This window comes from Flavobacterium sp. GW823-FHT06G12, from assembly GCF_058794775.1.
This window is the reverse complement of the sequence record NZ_JBXAHE010000001.1, coordinates 576,698-592,794: the sequence shown is the minus strand read 5'-3', so window position 1 is coordinate 592,794 and position 16,097 is coordinate 576,698. Positions and strand designations below refer to the sequence as shown.

Below are 16,097 nucleotides of genomic sequence, written 5' to 3'. Positions count from 1 at the left end.
CAAATTTAGCTAGTTTTACCAACTAATAAAAACTATTTCGAAGATAATGCATATCACTCTTATAAGTTTAGACAACTGGGGACTTAACAAACATATAGCCGTAGACTTAGAAAAACAAGGACACACAGTTCGCCATATCGACTTCAATGCTTTTAAATACAAATACCCTTCTGTATTTCATAAAGTGTACAATGTTATATTAAAAGCATTTTTCAAAACGAATTTGAAGCATCAGCATTACGGAAAAGAAATTATCAAAGAATTAAAAAAAAATAGCCAAACTCAAGATGTTATTTTGACCATAAAAGGTGACTTTATAACTCCTGAAAGTATTTTAGAATTTAAAAAATATACAAAAAAATCTATCGGATTTTTTAATGACAATACGTATCGCTGTCCCAAAATCAAACGAGTTCTTCATTGCTTTGATGATGTTTTTTCTTTTGAAAAAGAAGATTGTGCAAATTTCAATTTAAAATTTGCCTCAAATTGGATTTACAATTCAGAAAACGCAACAAATGAAAATCAATTTGAATATGACGTTTTCAATATCAGCTCAATTGACAAAAGGCTTCCAATATTAAAAAGAATTGCTGCCAATTTAGCTTCTCAGAATTCAAAATTTAAATTTATCATTTACGATAAAAAACAAAAAGACAATGACGAAAATATTACCTATATAAAAAGTCATATGCCTTTAAGCGAAGTAAATGATTATATCAATCGTTCGAAAGTACTTTTGGACATTAACCGACTTGGCCAAAGCGGACTTACTTTTAGAGTTTTTGAAAGTTTGGGTCTAGAAAAAAAACTTATAACCACAAATGTCGATATTAAAAATTACGATTTTTATAACCCTAACAATATTTTAATAATCGACGAAAAGAATCCAATTATACCAATGGAATTTTTCGAAAATGAGTATGAAAAAATACCAGATTCAGTTTTAGAAAAGTACACTTTAAAAGGTTGGACAAATCATGTAATTCTAAAAGACAACACATTATAACTTTTTGATTTTAAAGTCAAACGTGTAGAATTCAATTTATTTAAGATAATTTTAACCGTAAAATTTTTGCATTCAAAACTCGTTTAGTATGTTTGCAAAAGTTTAAAAAATTAGTTAAAAATACCACAACAAAAAATTGTTTCCTCAAAAAATGATATTAACTTTTAGTGTTTATTCAATCCTCATAGCGTTTGCTTTAATTTTTTCTGTACTGCTAACAAATAAATTAGTAAAAATAGAGGTACTTGATGTTCGCTATCCAGAAATAGATGGCTTAAGAGGTTATCTAGCATTTTTTGTTTTCTTGCATCATAGTTATATCTGGAGATTTTTTCTTCAAAGTGGCGAATGGAATGAACCTATTTCAAATCTATTTAACCATTTTGGACAAACAACTGTTGCTTTTTTCTTTGTAATTACTGCTTTTCTTTTTACTCTAAAATTAATGAATAGCAAAAACAAAGAAATTAACTGGTCAGCATATATCAGTGCTCGTTTATACAGACTTTTCCCGATGTATCTTTTTTCTGTTGGCATTATATTTTTTATTGCTGGCTATCTAACGAATTTTAAATCAAAAGTTCCATTCTCAGAAAACATTGTGACCATATTGTCATGGATATTTTTCAATGTAAAAAAAGGATTAAATATCAACGGACTAGAAGATAGTTTTTTGTTAAATGCTGGCATCACTTGGACGCTGCCGTATGAATGGGTTTTCTACTTTTTATTGCCTCTTATTGCATTATTTTTCAAGATAAAAGTAAACTATAAAATCATTTTATCTTTTACTATAGTGGCGGCTCTCATAATGATTATTAATGGTTCTTCTTTAAGACATTTCTTTCCATTTCTTGGAGGTATTATTGCGGCTTTGGTAATCAAAAAAAATATTTTTGGAACTGTTTTAAAGCAAAAAAAATATACTTTTCTTGCTATTTCTTTACTTGTGTGCTCGGTTTATTTTTTCGATAGCGGAAGAAGACCAATCCCAATCATTATCACTTCAATTGTATTTATAATAATTGCTTCCGGAAATAGCTTTTTTGGAATTTTATCAAGTGCCTTTTCAAGAAAATTTGGACAAATAACCTATAGCATTTACTTATTGCATGGCATTTTGTTATTTGTCATTTTCTATTTCGTTATCGGATTTGAAGAAGCAAAAAAAATGACTGATAATGAATTTTGGTCTGTTATTGCCTTATCCGTTTTTCCGTTAATTTTTATTAGCCAATTGACATTTAAGTACATCGAACATCCATTGATGGAATTAGCGAAAGTAAAATTAAAATCTTCTTCTGTAAAATCATAAACCTCTAGCTTTTACAAAACGACTTCAAAACACAATAGATTTTCTATTTACAAATACTATAAAAAACAATTACAAGTAAAATTTATAACTTTGTAATCTTAAAATATAATTTGTAAAATGAACGAGGAAATCATCAACGCATACGAAGTAATTAAAAACGGTGGCATAATCTTATATCCAACAGATACTGTATGGGGAATTGGCTGTGATGCTACAAATGCTGAAGCCGTTGCTAAAATATATAAATTAAAACAGCGCGCAGAAACACAAAGCATGATTGTTTTAATGAATGGCGAAAAGATGATGTATAACGTATTTAAAAACATTCCTGAAGTTGCTTGGCAAATCTGGGAACTATCAGACAAACCAACTACTTTAATTCTTGATGATGCCAGAAACGTTGCTCCAAATATTATTGCTGCCGACAAATCTCTTGGGGTAAGACTGGTAAAAGAACCTTTTTGCTATAAATTGATGGAGAGAATGAAAAAACCATTGGTTTCGACCTCTGCAAATATTTCAGGACAACCTACGCCAATTGCTTTTAAAGATATTAGCCCAGAGATTATTAATGGCGTTGATTATGTAGTAAAATTAAATCAAGACAAAATAAACGGAAAATCTTCTACAATAATCAAATTAACAAACGATTCGCAGGTAAAAGTTATTCGCAAATAGCTTTTATTGAAAATCGAGTATAAAAAAAGTTCGCAAAGCTTTATCAAAATAAACTTTGCGAACTTTTTCATTTTAATAGTTTTAAAAAAACTTAACGGATTTTGCGCAATTACTTAGCACACTCCGCGTTTAAAAACCTAGAATCTCAGAACCTTAGTAGCTTAGATCGTTTTCAAACTCTCAACCAGCCAATCGATATCTTCTTTTGTATTATAATGACTAAATGAAATTCGAAGATTTGGTAATTTTAAATCAGTCTCCGAAAGCATTTCGTTTAATACATGAGAAGGTTTTATACTTCCAGACTGGCATGCGCTTCCTCTAGAAACTGCAATCCCTTTCATATCCAAACTAAAAAGCAACATCGAAGTTTTATCTGATGAAAAAGGTAAAATGACATTGATGAGATTATAGAAATCGTCTTTTTTTCCGTTGATTCTAAAATTAGGAAAATGAATTTCAAATTGCTCTATCAGATAATTTTTGAGACCTAAAATATAAGCTCTCTCTTCTTCTAGTTTTGCATACGAAATAGATAAAGCTTTTGCCATACCAGCAATTTGATGCACGGCCTCAGTTCCTGCGCGAAGACCTTTTTCTTGTTCTCCGCCAAAAAACAACGGCTGTAGACCAGAATTTTTTCGAATAAAAGCAAATCCGATACCTTTTGGCCCATGAAACTTATGCGCACTAGCCAAAATAAAATCAATAGGAGTCTTTTGCAAATCGATTTCAGCTTTCCCTATCGACTGAACTGTGTCTGAATGAAACAGAGCATTATATTGCTTGCAAATCAAACTTATGCGATCTAAATCTAAAATAGTTCCAGTTTCGTTATTTACATGCATTAAACTCACCAAAGTCTTTTTTTCTTCGGCCAATAAATTGGATAAATGCGTTAAATCCAAACTTCCGTCTGCATTTACATTAACGTAGTCAACCTGAATATTATATTCTTCTTGAAGCGCCCAAACAGTATGCAAAACAGCATGGTGTTCAATTTTTGAAGTAATGATTCTCTCTACTTTCAAATCTTCAACAGAAGAGCGCAGAATCCAGTTGTTGGCTTCAGTACCTCCAGATGTAAAAATTATTTCTTGAGCAGTACAGTTTAAATGTTTTGCAATACTCTTTCTCGAAAGCTCCAATATTGTTTTAGCATTTCGCCCAAAACTATGTGTAGACGACGGATTTCCGTAATCTTCAAGCATTATTTTAGTCATTTCCTGAATTACTTCAGGACGCATTGCAGTTGTTGAGGCATTATCTAGGTATACTTTTTTCATTACTGCAAAGTTAAGAAATATCAATTGTCAAATCTTAAATATCATTTGGCAATTTTTTCACTATTTTTGACACAAATAAATTTTACGATGAAAAAATATGCTGCCCTCCTATTATTTGCACTTTTCTTGAATGGATGTGATGATGGAGATTTAACTGTAGACAAAATAGACTTTTCGGATATTGAGGAATCTCAAGCCTGCGACCCTACAACTAATACCCTGATTTATAAGCTAAAAAATCAGGAAGCGCTTTTATTGCAAATGCCGGAAGGAGCAATTGTTAATGATTCTTCAACTTACAGTTACACTATCAACTCGAGTACCTATCGTGTTGTTTACAGAGCTTATGATGGAGCCGTATCGAAAGATAACATTTGTGGTTTAATACCACCAAGCACACCAAAAGTAACCGAAGAATGGCTTGGAATAGGCGGTACAATTGAAATTGCAACTACTCAAAACGAAAAACCAAATACCACTGACGATGGTTCAAGAGTCACAGGATATACACATAGCATTATTTTTAAGAATATAACTTTTCAAAAACCTGCAGGTATCCAAACACAACAGCCTGATTTTAACTTTGGGCTTTACACAACAACTGTAACACCAGCCAATTTAACTTTTAAAACAAACCCAAATGGTTTAGCTTATGAGTGTGATGAAGCTAGCAGAGTCTATAATTACAACAATTCATTCTATTTATCAATTGATGATATCGATCCAACATTGCTTGTTAATGACCCTACGCCTAGCGGGAAGCCAAGAACAAGTTTGATAACGGCTACTCAAAATAAAATCTTTTACAGAACTGCAAAAGCTGAAACAGGATCTATCACTCCAGCTTTTGTTTGTGCTAAAGTACAACCTGCTTCTCCTGTAATTGACGAAACATGGACAGGTAAACTTGGTGTAGCAAATCAGAGTGGAATTATTGAAGTAACTACTACTAAAACTGGACAAGTTTACGAACATACAATCGTACTTAAAAATGTAATTCTACAAAAAGGAAATAGCCACTTTAAACTTGGAAGCAGTTTCCTTCTTGGAAAAATTGAACGACCTGAAACCAACTAAAGACATAGACTTCTAGATAGAAAGTCGCCCGAATAATTCTTACAAAAAAAACGTCTGTTTTTTGAAATGATTTTAAAACTAAATCAGGACAAAAAACAGACGTTTTTTTATGCTTTACAATTATGCTTTTTTACTTCAAAAAAAGCTTTCTTATTTATTGTTTTGTCTTATATAAACTTCAGTAGCTCCTAGACCATATTTTTGATAATTGGCATCCTGAAAGTCAATTCCGTCATAACGGCCAAGTAAAAAGTCAAGCTCAGCTTTCAAAATTCCTTCACCCACACCATGAATAAAAACAATTTTCGGAATGCGATTTCTAATCGCAAATTCGATATGTCTTTTTGCAGTTTCCGTTTGTAAAGTTAAAATATCATAGTTCGACATTCCGCGTTTATTTGGAACCAATTTTTCGATGTGCAAATCAAATTCTGGAACGCCCACATCACGTTTATCTTTCTTTTCTTTGACAAAACTTCGTGGTTTTGGCTCTGTTTTTTCTTTTGAAACTTCATCTAAATCTATTCTTTTAATAGAATTCATTAAATTACTGGTATCTTGAATCTTAAGTAATTCGTTGACTAAAAATGTCATCACAAACCCATCGTCAGTTTCAATCAAAACTTCGTTATTTTTAACCGAAACTACCGTTCCGTTTATGGCTTCGTCCAGTACAGAAACCTTATCTCCTTTTGCAAGCATCCTACTCCTCTTTATCGTTATTTTTACTTGGCGTTTTTGCGCTCAATTGCATCATTCCAAACATAAAAACCACAATTGCAGCAATCATGATATAGATGTTTTTTTCTTCTGAAACCTGCTCGTAAAACGCAACCGAAATAGCAAGAATCATTATTATAATTTTAAAAGTTTTCATCCTTTCTACATTTTAAGATTTCAAAAATAGGAAACTTTCAAGTACTACTCCTATACTGCTCGAAACGTTTGTCATATTTTTTTAGTAAAATTGCAAAAAGATCTGCCATGAGTTTAGAGAAATATATGATCCCTTGCCTGTTCAAAACTGTCTTTGGTTATGACTGTTTAGGATGTGGATTTCAGCGCTCTTTATTCTTACTTTTTCAAGGCGAATTTTTGGCCGCTTTTAAAATGTATCCAGCCATTTTTACCTGCCTTTTATTATTCGTTTTTGCAGCATTTCATTTCTTGGATGAATCCAGAAATTACAAAAAAATCATTTGGAACGTTGCTATCGTAAATTTCATTTTTATGCTCGGCGGATATTATTTTAAACACTTTTATTTCTGAGTTTTTTGCTTTTTTATTTCTTAATCTGATTCAAAATATCATTCATCATCTCGATTTGAACTTTCTGAATTTCGATTAATTCTTGCTGCTGATGCATAATCAAATGATCAATTTTATCATGAATTAATCTAATCTCCAATTCCGATTTCAGATTGATCATATAATCTTTTTTAGCACGATTGCGATCTTTCTCTTCTTGACGATTTTGACTCATCATAATAACAGGTGCTTGCAAAGCGGCAACACAGGAAAGAATTAAGTTTAAGAGAATAAACGGATACGGATCAAAACCTTTATTCAAGAAAATATAAACATTTGCGCCAATCCATAGCGAAATAAAAACCACAAAAGAAATGATAAAAGTCCAGCTTCCTCCAAAATCGGCTACTTTATCGGCTACTTTTTGTCCTAAACTTCTAATTTCTTCTTCGTCTTCAACAATACTAACAATCGATTTATCTTCTTTTAATGATGAAATAACATTTTTCTCCATCGCAGAAAGCGCTCCGATTTCAGTAGAAAGGTAATTTGAAATATATTTTTGACGGTAAAGATTTAGTTCATTTACAGAAATGCAGTCTTCTGTGCTGAAATCTGGGTATTCCTTTTTTATTAATCCCAAAATAGGATCGTGTATATCTTTACCCCAAATTTTCTCTTTCTCCTCAAAAGAAAGTCCCGAAACTGCACTTTTAAATGTTTGTTTGTTTTCCATTTTAATATATTTTGAAAGCTAATTTACGTAATTAACTTCTTAAGAATTGCATAAAAAAGAACAGCTTGCAATCTGCCTTTTATCACAAATCTAACTTTGTGAAGTAAATTTCTTTAGTTAAATCGTGATTTTATTTCCAAAAAACGCCTTACTTTTAACGTTCCAAAATTATTCATTCATTTTTACCATTGTGACAAAAGAAAATATCATACAAAATATAAGAGCTTTAAAAAGCCATTCACACATAAATTACGGCATTAAAACCAAAACAGAAGACTTTACAGAAAAGCTTTTTTATACTCTTTTTGATTCTAATGCGGCGCTAGACGAAAGCATTGACGAATTGGAATTTCGTTTTAAAGAAATTGCTGTTTTGGCCTGCAAAAAGCCTCAAAATTTATGTGAATCTATTTGGGATCGCTTTTTAGAAAAACTTCCGGGAGTTTTAGAAAAACTAAATCAGGATGCCGAATATATCCTTGAAAACGATCCCGCTTCAAACAGCATCGACGAAGTATACTTAGGCTATCCTGGATTTTATGCCATTGCAATTTACAGACTAAGCCACGAGTTATATCATCTTGATTTATTGCTTTTTTCTCGATTAATGAGCGAATACGCACATAGAATTACGGGTACAGATATTCATGCAGGAGCAGATATTGCATCGCCATTTTTCATCGATCACGCAACAGGTATCGTAATTGGCGAAACTACTGTAATCAAGAAACATGTAAAAATTTATCAAGGCGTTACGCTTGGTGCATTAAGCGTAAGTAAAGAGATGAAAAATGCAAAAAGACACCCAACTGTTGAGGCAAATGTTTGCATTTACGCCAATGCTACAATTCTTGGCGGAGAAACTATAATTGGAAAAAACAGTGTTGTTGGAGGAAATGCGTGGGTTACGAAATCAATTCCTGAAGATTCTATCGTTTTAAACACCACTACTACTGAAGTTAAAATAAAAGAAAAAAAATAACATGAATTCACATAAATTATTAAACCTAATTGGCAACACTCCACTTATGAAGACTGTCAATCTAGTTAAAAATAAAAATGTAAAACTTTTACTGAAACTGGAAGGAAATAATCCAGGAGGAAGTGTAAAAGATAGAGCAGCATACAACATGATCGCTGCAGCGTTGGAAAGAGGCGATATCAAAAAAGGAGATAAATTAATTGAGGCAACCAGCGGAAACACTGGAATTGCCCTTGCTATGATTGCTCAATTATTTGGTATCGAAATTGAATTGGTTTTACCAGAAGATTCTACAAAAGAACGCACTCAGACTATGCGTGCTTATGGTGCGACAGTTATTCTTACTCCTGCGAGCGAAGGAATTATTGGTTCTAGAGATTATGCTGATAAAAAAGTAGCACAAGGCGGTTATTTGATGCTAAACCAGTTTGCCAATGACGATAACTGGAAAGCACACTATAAAACAACTGGGCCTGAAATTTGGAACGATACTGACGGAACGGTTACTCATTTCGTATCGGCTATGGGAACAACAGGAACGATTATAGGAACTTCAACTTATTTGAAAGAAAAAAATCCGAACGTTCAGATTGTTGGCGCACAACCAAGCGATGGATCTCAGATTCCTGGTATCCGTAAATGGCCACAAGAATATCTTCCTAAAATATTTGATGCTTCTAAAGTTGATACGGTTATCGATGTAAGCGAAGAAGAAGCACGCGCAATGACCAAAAGACTAGCTCTAGAAGAAGGCGTTTTTGCAGGAATGAGCAGCGGAGGTTCTGTTGCTGTTGCCTTAAAAATTGCCGAACAATTAGAATCTGGAGTTGTGGTTGCCGTTATCTGCGATAGAGGCGATCGTTATTTATCTTCGGATTTATTTGATTAAAATAAAGATACTAAGTTGCTAAGGTTCTAAGATGCTAAGTTTTGAATACTAAAAAAAAACATCTCAGAATATCAGCAACTTAAAAAAAACTTAGAATCTTAGCAACTCAGAACCTTAGAATCTCAAAAAAAATGAACTACAGAAAACTAGGAAAAACAAACTTTAATATATCTGAAATTTCACTTGGCACTTGGCAAGTTGGCGGAAAATGGGGATCGGGTTTTGATGACAAAACAGCCGATGAACTTTTGAATACCGCTATTGATAATGGCGTAAACTTTATCGATACTGCCGATGTTTATGAAAACGGATTAAGCGAAACTGCCGTTGGAAGAGTGGTTCGCTCTCGTTCTGAACGTATTTTTGTTGCTACAAAATGCGGACGCCAAATAAATCCGCATGTAAATGAAGGATATACGCCAAAAGTACTTCAGAAATTTGTTGAAGACAGTTTAAAAAGAACGGGGTTAGAAACACTTGATTTGATTCAGTTGCATTGTCCGCCAACTGAAGTTTACTATCGCCCAGAAATATTTGAACTTTTTGACAGACTAAAAGAACAAGGAAAAATTCTTAATCTTGGCGTTAGTGTTGAAAAAGTAGAAGAAGCTCTAAAAGCAATCGAATATTCTAATGTAACAACGGTTCAGATTATTTTCAATTTGTTTCGTCAGCGTCCTTCTGAGTTATTTTTCTCAGAAGCCAAAAAGAAAGATATCGGAATTATTGCTCGAGTTCCATTAGCAAGTGGACTTTTAACCGGTAAATTTGATTCGAAAACAACTTTTGAACCTCAGGATCACCGAAATTTTAATCGTAACGGAGAAGCATTTGATAAAGGCGAAACTTTTTCTGGAATTGACTATGAATTAGGTTTAAAAGCAGTTGAACAATTAAAAGGCTTATTTCCAGAGTCAAAAAATCTCGCTGCAATTGCCCTTCAATGGATTTTAAGTTTCGATGAAATAAGCTGTATTATTCCTGGAGCATCAAAAACAGAACACGTTTTATCGAATTTATCTGTTTATGATACTCCAAAATTAACTTCAGAGCAGATTGCTGCAATGAATAAAATTTACAATAATCTTATCAAACCTTCTGTTCATCAGCTTTGGTAAATCATATATAAAACAAATTAAGATGCTGAAATTATAAAAGATTTCAGCATCTTAAAAAACCACAAAAACTTCTGAGAGAAAATTCCTTACAACTCTCACGCAACCTTTTCTTTATTAGCGCATCTAATAATAAAACTAATCATAAAACCATACTATGAAAAAACTAAGTTTTATATTATTTGCAGCTTCGCTTATATGCTTTTCCTGCAGTAATGATGACAGTACAACACAAGAAGAAGACACTGCAAAACTTGAAAGTTTGTATAACGATGTCATCACATACTCAAAAGTCAATACTGAATCTTGTTCTAATCCTGCAGAATGGGGTTTTGTAAAAATGACCGACAGTCCCTGTTCAGCAACTGGGGGATATATTTTATATTCAAAAAAAGCAACTTTATCTGTTCTAGAAAAGAAAATTGAACAGTATAATGCACACAAAGCATATATCAATAAAAAATGGGGATTCCTTGCAGATACGCCACCTTGCACGCAGCACAACATCCCGTCAGGAGTAAAATGTGTTGATAACAAACCACAATTATCTTTTGAGAATGTTTTACATTAAAATTATAAAAGGCTGCCAAGAATTAAAATCTTAGCAGCCTTTTTTTTAAAATTTAGACATCAAATTCAATTCTAAATTCTGCTCCTTTATTTTTTCCTTCACTCGAAGCAGTTAATCGTCCTTTGTTTCTTTCAATTATTTTTTTGCACAAATACAATCCGATTCCTGTAGAACCTTCGTTTGCAGTTCCTAGTCGGCTCATTTTTGTGAACTTTTTAAACAATTCTTCTATCTGGTATTTATCAAAGCCCATCCCGTTGTCTTTTACAGTGACAATCAGTTTGGCATTTTCAGAAAAGATTCTAACTTTAATTTCGCTGTCAAAGTAAGAAAACTTAACCGCGTTGCTAATTAGATTTACTAAAACTTGAATTAAAAGCCCCTCGTCTATTTTCAAATTTGCTTTCTCGCAATCTAAAACTAAATCTAACCTTACATTTTTATCCAACAAACGTTGCTCTACTTGTTCATTAATAAAAGGAACTATATTAGAGAACAAAACCGTTTTAGCTTCTTGGCTTACTTTTACAATTTCGTCTTGTTCTTTTAGCAATTTGATGAAATTTTCGATGTATCGAAATTGTAATTCAGTCGATTCACAAATCAACTCAGCCAAATTTTTAACCGATTCCGATGGATTTTCACTGATAATCAACTTGGCTAAACCTTGCGGATTTCCTGCAAAATTCTTCAAATCATGAGAAAGCATGTAGACCAAATCCTGCTTTTCGTTTATAAAAGTTTCCGCTTCATTAATAGATTCCTGTATATTACACAAAAGCAGTCCCGCTTCGTCTGTATATTCTGTCGGTAAAGCAGGCATTTTTCTTGAACCTCTATAATCATCTAATGCTTTTGAGGCTGTTGCAATTGGTTTTATCAGCTTATTTAGAACCCAAAGTGTTGCTGCTGTTGCGAGTAATGTCATAATTAAAGAAAAAATGAGAACCGAAGTTGGCGACACCTTATGTTCGAAAAATAAAATAAAAAACAAGATTCCGATTAGAGGAATATGAATACCGATAAAAGCAACGAACAAAAATTTGAAAGCATAACTTTTTTTAAGAAAGCTGATTTGTGAGAGTTTGCGATACAACTTCATAAAAAGATATAGATAGTAGGTTAATATGTAATTTTATTGGGCTTATTACAAAAACAAAATTAACTTTTATACCCAATTAAACTAATATTTTGAAGAATTTCTAAATTTTTTCTAAAATTAAATTTGTAAAAGTTTTCAAAGGCTTATTTTTGCGCTATGGGAAGAAAAAATACAGACAAAATTGTCTTTCATCAAATTCAAGTTCTTGATGCTGGTGCAAAAGGAGTTTCAGTAGCTAAAGCACCTGACGGAAAAGTAATCTTTATTCCGAATGTCGTGCCTGGAGATGTTGTAGACGTGCAGACATTAAAAAAAAGAAAGGCTTATTACGAAGGTAAAGCTGTAAAATTTCACGAATTATCTGAATATAGAGTAGAGCCAATCTGCGAACATTTTGGAGTATGTGGAGGTTGTAAATGGCAGAATATGAAATACAGCCAGCAGCTTGCATTTAAACAAAATGAAGTTAAAAATCACTTACAAAGAATAGGAAAAATCGAACTTCCAGAATTTGAAGATATCTTAGGTTCTGATAAACAGTTTTTCTATAGAAATAAAATGGAATTTTCTTTTTCTAACAGCAGATGGCTTACAGAAAAAGAAATTGGAAGCACCGAAGATTTAGGCAACCGAAATGCTTTAGGATTCCATATTCCTAAAATGTGGGATAAAATTCTTGACATCAACAAATGTCATTTACAAGAAGATCCTTCAAATGCCATTCGTAACGAAATCCGAGCTTTTGCAAATGAGCATAATTTAGCTTTTTTCAATCCGAGAGAACATTCTGGATTATTAAGAACAGTTATGATTCGTACGGTTTCAACTGGCGAAATCATGGTTTTAATTCAGTTTTTTGAAGAAGACAAAGAAAATCGAGAATTAATTCTTGACCATTTATACGAGAAATTTCCAGAAATCACATCGCTTCAGTATGTAGTAAATGGAAAACCAAACGATACAATTTATGATCAGGATGTTATTCTTTATAAAGGAAGAAATTACATTTTGGAAGAAATGGAAGGTTTAAAATTCAGTATTAACGCTAAATCTTTTTACCAAACCAATTCTGATCAAGCATATGAATTATATAAAATAACACGTGATTTTGCTGGCCTTACAGGAAATGAAGTAGTTTATGACTTATATACAGGAACTGGAACAATTGCACAATTCGTTTCTAAAAAAGCAAAAAAAGTAATTGGAGTAGAAAGTGTTCCTGAAGCGATTATTGATGCGAAAGCCAATGCTGAACGCAATAATATTACAAATTGCGAGTTTTTTGTTGGTGACATGAAAGTAGTATTTAATGAAGCTTTTATTGCACAACACGGAAAACCAGATGTTATTATTACAGATCCGCCTCGCGACGGAATGCATAAAGATGTAGTAGAACAAATCTTAAAAATTGCTCCAAAAAGAGTAGTTTATGTAAGCTGTAATTCTGCGACACAAGCACGTGATTTGGCTTTAATGGACGAAAAATACAAAGTAACGCGTGTGCGACCTGTAGATATGTTTCCGCAGACACATCACGTTGAAAATGTTGTACTTTTAGAACTTCGATAAAAAATACATGAAAAAATTAATCTCTCTTTTACTGCTCTTTACTTTCGGCTTATCTAGCTGCGAGAAAGATGATATCTGTGATTCTAACACACCAACTACACCAAGATTGGTTATGACATTTTATGATATATCTAATCCGACAAAAACAAAAAATGTTACCAATCTAAAAGTTATTGGTGAAAATATGAAAGAGGGAATTGTTTTTAATGAAAGTCTTGCAGAAGATGATTCATTGAGATATGTAACTAGTGGAAGTTCGGTATCAATTCCTTTGAAGGTTAATGATACGACATCAACTTTCAAATTTATTTATAGTTCATTAAGCACAACTGCTATTAATACAGATATTATTAAATTTAGATACACTACAAAAAATGTGTATGTTTCAAGAGCTTGTGGTTTTAAAACCATTTTTGAATTAAAGAGCAGACCACCATTTATACAAACCGATCCAGACTCTGTTCTATGGATGACCGAAGTTGATTTAGTAAACCCTAACATTGAATCTGAAAATGAAACACACATTAACGTTTATTTCTAGTATTTCATTATTATTTTCAGTGTTTTTAGGTTATGCTCAGGATGTTCCTGAGATTTCTAAAAATATGGACACAATAGTGACTAAAAAACCAAAAACAGAAACTGTAAAAGCAGCAAAGCCACAAATTCAGGAAGCTCAAGCTCCAATAGACAGCGTTGTAAAAACAGATCGCTACGGACTTCGCGTTGGTGTCGATTTATACAAACTTACTCGCGGAATTTATGACAAGAATTATAAAGGAGTAGAATTTGTTGGAGACTGGCGATTAACAAAAAAATATTACTTAGCCGCAGAATTAGGTTACGAAGATAAAACTACCGAAGACGACCGTTTAACTTCGTCGGCTACTGGAACGTATATAAAGGCAGGTTTTGACTATAACTTTTACCAAAACTGGCTTGATATGGAAAACCTTATCACGATAGGATTACGTGGCGGTTTTAGTAGTTTTAACCAAGAATTGTATAGTTACAAAATCTATAACCCAAATCCATATTGGGGAGAATTGCCTGCAATATCAACAGACGAAAAATATAGCGGACTGACAGCCACTTGGATTGAAGTTGCTTTAGGATTAAAAGCACAAGTTGTTAAAAACGTTTTTGTTGGATTTGGTGTTCAGCTTAAACTTCTTACTACAAATAAAGAGCCGAATAATTTCGAAAACCTTTATATTCCAGGATTTAACCGAACTTATGACGGAAGTTTCGGAATTGGCTTCAATTATACCGTTTCTTACTTTATTCCAATTTACAAGAAAAAAACAATGGCTTCTGAAGTTGCAAAAAAAGTAGAGCCTAAGAAGAAGAAATAGTTTTTTTCCCAAAGGTTCTAAGATGCTAAGACTCTAAGATACTAAGTTTAAAAAAAGCGGTAAATTCAAGTTGAATTTACCGCTTTTTTTTATGCTTTTAAGTTACTTAGAACCTTAGTATCTTAGAATCTCAGCACCGTAAACTAAATTAACTGAAAATTAATTGCGGCTTGCGTGTGTATTAAAGTTGTGTCAAAAATTGGAACGTTTAAGTCGCCTTCTTTTATTACCAACGGAATTTCAGTACAGCCTAGAATAATTCCTTCGGCTCCATTTTTAATCAATTCATTTGCAATTTCTAGATAACGCTTTTTCGTTTCTTCGGTTGCAATTCCCCTTCCAAGTTCTTCAAAAATGGTATAATGGATAAAATCTTTATCAACTTCTGAATTTGGAATTATAGTTTCAATTCCTTTTTCAGCAAGTTTGTCTTTAAAGAAATCTAATTCCATAGTGAACTTTGTCCCTAACAAACCTACCTTTTTTATTTCTTTCTTTTGAATTTCAATTGCTGTTTCTTCTGCAATATGAATAAGAGGAATATCAATAGCTTGCTGTAATCTATCAGCAATTAAATGCATCGTATTGGCGCATAAAAGAATCGCTTCTGCCCCACCCGATTTTAAAACTTCTGCAGCTTTCAAAAGCATATTAAAAGTAGAATCCCAATCGTTGGCATCGTTATTCTTTTTAATATCGGCATAATTAAAAGAGTAAATTAGACATTCAGAGAAATTCAGTCCGCCGAGTTTTTCATTAATTCCTTTATTAATTAAAGTATAATAATCAGAAGTAGAAACCCAGCTGATTCCACCAATAAGCCCAATTTTCCTCATGTAAGTTTTTTTTATATTATTGAATTTCTTTGATTCCTTTTACAAAAAGCCATTTCATAAAAAGCTTTTCACCATCTTTGGTTCTAACAGCTTGAAATTTAGGTCCAATAATAGTTCCAATTACAAACGCAGTCATCGGAATCCAAATTCCAGTTAATCCTGTGTAAGCTGCAATCAAATATCTAAATGCAAGAAAAAGGATTGCAAATGCTGCTAATTGATATAAAAAAGCTCGTAGTTGTAGTTTTGACATTTTTTTTATAGTTGCTAAGGTTCTGAGATGCTAAGATGCTAAGTTTTTCTCCTTGCCGCTTATAATCTTAGAAACT

19 protein-coding genes are annotated in these 16,097 nt (G+C 32.6%); 12 read left to right on the top strand and 7 right to left on the bottom strand.

Going from position 1 to position 16,097, the window contains the following annotated elements:
• Window positions 1-46: 46 nt before the first annotated feature.
• The 3 genes from AC1Q5Z_RS02530 to AC1Q5Z_RS02520 all read left to right on the top strand — a co-directional run bounded on the left by AC1Q5Z_RS02530 (window position 47) and on the right by AC1Q5Z_RS02520 (window position 3,002).
• Entirely contained in the window at window positions 47-1,009 is a 963-nt protein-coding gene (locus tag AC1Q5Z_RS02530; protein ID WP_492443709.1) for a WaaS/CpsH family glycosyltransferase, read from the top strand.
• A 151-nt stretch (window positions 1,010-1,160) separates the two neighbouring features.
• Window positions 1,161-2,324 carry an acyltransferase family protein gene (locus AC1Q5Z_RS02525; RefSeq protein ID WP_343588797.1) on the top strand — a complete coding sequence of 388 codons (1,164 nt, stop codon included), beginning with the start codon at window positions 1,161-1,163 and terminating at the stop codon, window positions 2,322-2,324.
• Window positions 2,325-2,441: 117 nt separating this feature from the next.
• Window positions 2,442-3,002 carry an L-threonylcarbamoyladenylate synthase gene (locus AC1Q5Z_RS02520; protein ID WP_286967642.1) on the top strand — a complete coding sequence of 187 codons (561 nt, stop codon included), beginning with the start codon at window positions 2,442-2,444 and terminating at the stop codon, window positions 3,000-3,002.
• 161 nt (window positions 3,003-3,163) lie between these two features.
• Here the strand turns inward: AC1Q5Z_RS02520 and AC1Q5Z_RS02515 are convergent, their stop codons facing one another.
• Window positions 3,164-4,288, bottom strand: coding sequence for a cysteine desulfurase family protein (locus AC1Q5Z_RS02515; protein ID WP_492443706.1), 1,125 nt, complete (start codon window positions 4,286-4,288; stop codon window positions 3,164-3,166).
• 87 nt (window positions 4,289-4,375) lie between these two features.
• Here AC1Q5Z_RS02515 and AC1Q5Z_RS02510 point away from each other — a divergent pair, with 87 nt between their 5' ends.
• Window positions 4,376-5,365 carry a hypothetical protein gene (locus AC1Q5Z_RS02510; RefSeq protein ID WP_492443704.1) on the top strand — a complete coding sequence of 330 codons (990 nt, stop codon included), beginning with the start codon at window positions 4,376-4,378 and terminating at the stop codon, window positions 5,363-5,365.
• Between the two features lie 150 nt (window positions 5,366-5,515).
• Here the strand turns inward: AC1Q5Z_RS02510 and AC1Q5Z_RS02505 are convergent, their stop codons facing one another.
• Both AC1Q5Z_RS02505 and AC1Q5Z_RS02500 read right to left on the bottom strand, forming a co-directional pair.
• Window positions 5,516-6,067, bottom strand: a complete 552-nt coding sequence (locus AC1Q5Z_RS02505) for a DUF8465 domain-containing protein (protein ID WP_198857128.1) — start codon at window positions 6,065-6,067, stop codon at window positions 5,516-5,518.
• 1 nt (window position 6,068) lies between these two features.
• A complete protein-coding gene (locus tag AC1Q5Z_RS02500; RefSeq protein WP_198857127.1) occupies window positions 6,069-6,242 on the bottom strand; it encodes a hypothetical protein in 174 nt (57 codons plus the stop codon).
• Between the two features lie 107 nt (window positions 6,243-6,349).
• On the opposite strand from AC1Q5Z_RS02500, the gene AC1Q5Z_RS02495 reads away from it, so the two are divergent.
• Complete coding sequence (locus AC1Q5Z_RS02495; protein WP_492443701.1) at window positions 6,350-6,634, top strand: DUF2752 domain-containing protein; 285 nt, start codon at window positions 6,350-6,352, stop codon at window positions 6,632-6,634.
• Window positions 6,635-6,647: 13 nt separating this feature from the next.
• Here AC1Q5Z_RS02495 and AC1Q5Z_RS02490 read toward each other — a convergent pair whose 3' ends face one another.
• A complete protein-coding gene (locus tag AC1Q5Z_RS02490; RefSeq protein ID WP_289058292.1) occupies window positions 6,648-7,349 on the bottom strand; it encodes a DUF1003 domain-containing protein in 702 nt (233 codons plus the stop codon).
• A 190-nt stretch (window positions 7,350-7,539) separates the two neighbouring features.
• On the opposite strand from AC1Q5Z_RS02490, the gene epsC reads away from it, so the two are divergent.
• The 4 genes from epsC (at window position 7,540) to AC1Q5Z_RS02470 (ending at window position 10,906) form a co-directional block, all read left to right on the top strand.
• A complete protein-coding gene (gene epsC / locus AC1Q5Z_RS02485; protein ID WP_198857234.1) occupies window positions 7,540-8,331 on the top strand; it encodes a serine O-acetyltransferase EpsC in 792 nt (263 codons plus the stop codon).
• A 1-nt stretch (window position 8,332) separates the two neighbouring features.
• Window positions 8,333-9,220 (top strand): cysteine synthase CysM, encoded by an 888-nt coding sequence (cysM, locus tag AC1Q5Z_RS02480; protein ID WP_492443698.1) that lies wholly within the window; start codon window positions 8,333-8,335, stop codon window positions 9,218-9,220.
• A gap of 131 nt (window positions 9,221-9,351) precedes the next feature.
• On the top strand, window positions 9,352-10,338 hold the full coding sequence (locus AC1Q5Z_RS02475) for an aldo/keto reductase (protein ID WP_343588800.1): 987 nt from the start codon (window positions 9,352-9,354) through the stop codon (window positions 10,336-10,338).
• A gap of 154 nt (window positions 10,339-10,492) precedes the next feature.
• Window positions 10,493-10,906: a hypothetical protein gene (locus AC1Q5Z_RS02470; RefSeq protein ID WP_198857122.1), complete on the top strand. Its 414-nt coding sequence runs from the start codon at window positions 10,493-10,495 to the stop codon at window positions 10,904-10,906.
• 52 nt (window positions 10,907-10,958) lie between these two features.
• Here the strand turns inward: AC1Q5Z_RS02470 and AC1Q5Z_RS02465 are convergent, their stop codons facing one another.
• On the bottom strand, window positions 10,959-11,834 hold the full coding sequence (locus tag AC1Q5Z_RS02465) for a sensor histidine kinase (RefSeq protein WP_343588801.1): 876 nt from the start codon (window positions 11,832-11,834) through the stop codon (window positions 10,959-10,961).
• Window positions 11,835-12,164: 330 nt separating this feature from the next.
• On the opposite strand from AC1Q5Z_RS02465, the gene rlmD reads away from it, so the two are divergent.
• From rlmD to AC1Q5Z_RS02450, 3 genes are read left to right on the top strand one after another with little or no spacing between them, the layout of a single operon-like run.
• Window positions 12,165-13,577, top strand: a complete 1,413-nt coding sequence (gene rlmD, locus AC1Q5Z_RS02460; RefSeq protein WP_492443696.1) for a 23S rRNA (uracil(1939)-C(5))-methyltransferase RlmD — start codon at window positions 12,165-12,167, stop codon at window positions 13,575-13,577.
• Between the two features lie 7 nt (window positions 13,578-13,584).
• A complete protein-coding gene (locus AC1Q5Z_RS02455) occupies window positions 13,585-14,118 on the top strand; it encodes a DUF6452 family protein (protein ID WP_198857119.1) in 534 nt (177 codons plus the stop codon).
• Window positions 14,090-14,932, top strand: coding sequence for a DUF6048 family protein (locus tag AC1Q5Z_RS02450; protein WP_492443695.1), 843 nt, complete (start codon window positions 14,090-14,092; stop codon window positions 14,930-14,932). Before AC1Q5Z_RS02455 ends, AC1Q5Z_RS02450 begins: the two co-directional genes overlap by 29 nt.
• A 143-nt stretch (window positions 14,933-15,075) precedes the next feature.
• On the opposite strand, the gene AC1Q5Z_RS02445 is transcribed toward AC1Q5Z_RS02450, so the two are convergent.
• Window positions 15,076-15,768, bottom strand: a complete 693-nt coding sequence (locus tag AC1Q5Z_RS02445; protein ID WP_343588804.1) for an aspartate/glutamate racemase family protein — start codon at window positions 15,766-15,768, stop codon at window positions 15,076-15,078.
• Between the two features lie 16 nt (window positions 15,769-15,784).
• Entirely contained in the window at window positions 15,785-16,021 is a 237-nt protein-coding gene (locus AC1Q5Z_RS02440; protein WP_198857116.1) for a hypothetical protein, read from the bottom strand.
• Between the last annotated feature and the right edge of the window lie 76 nt (window positions 16,022-16,097).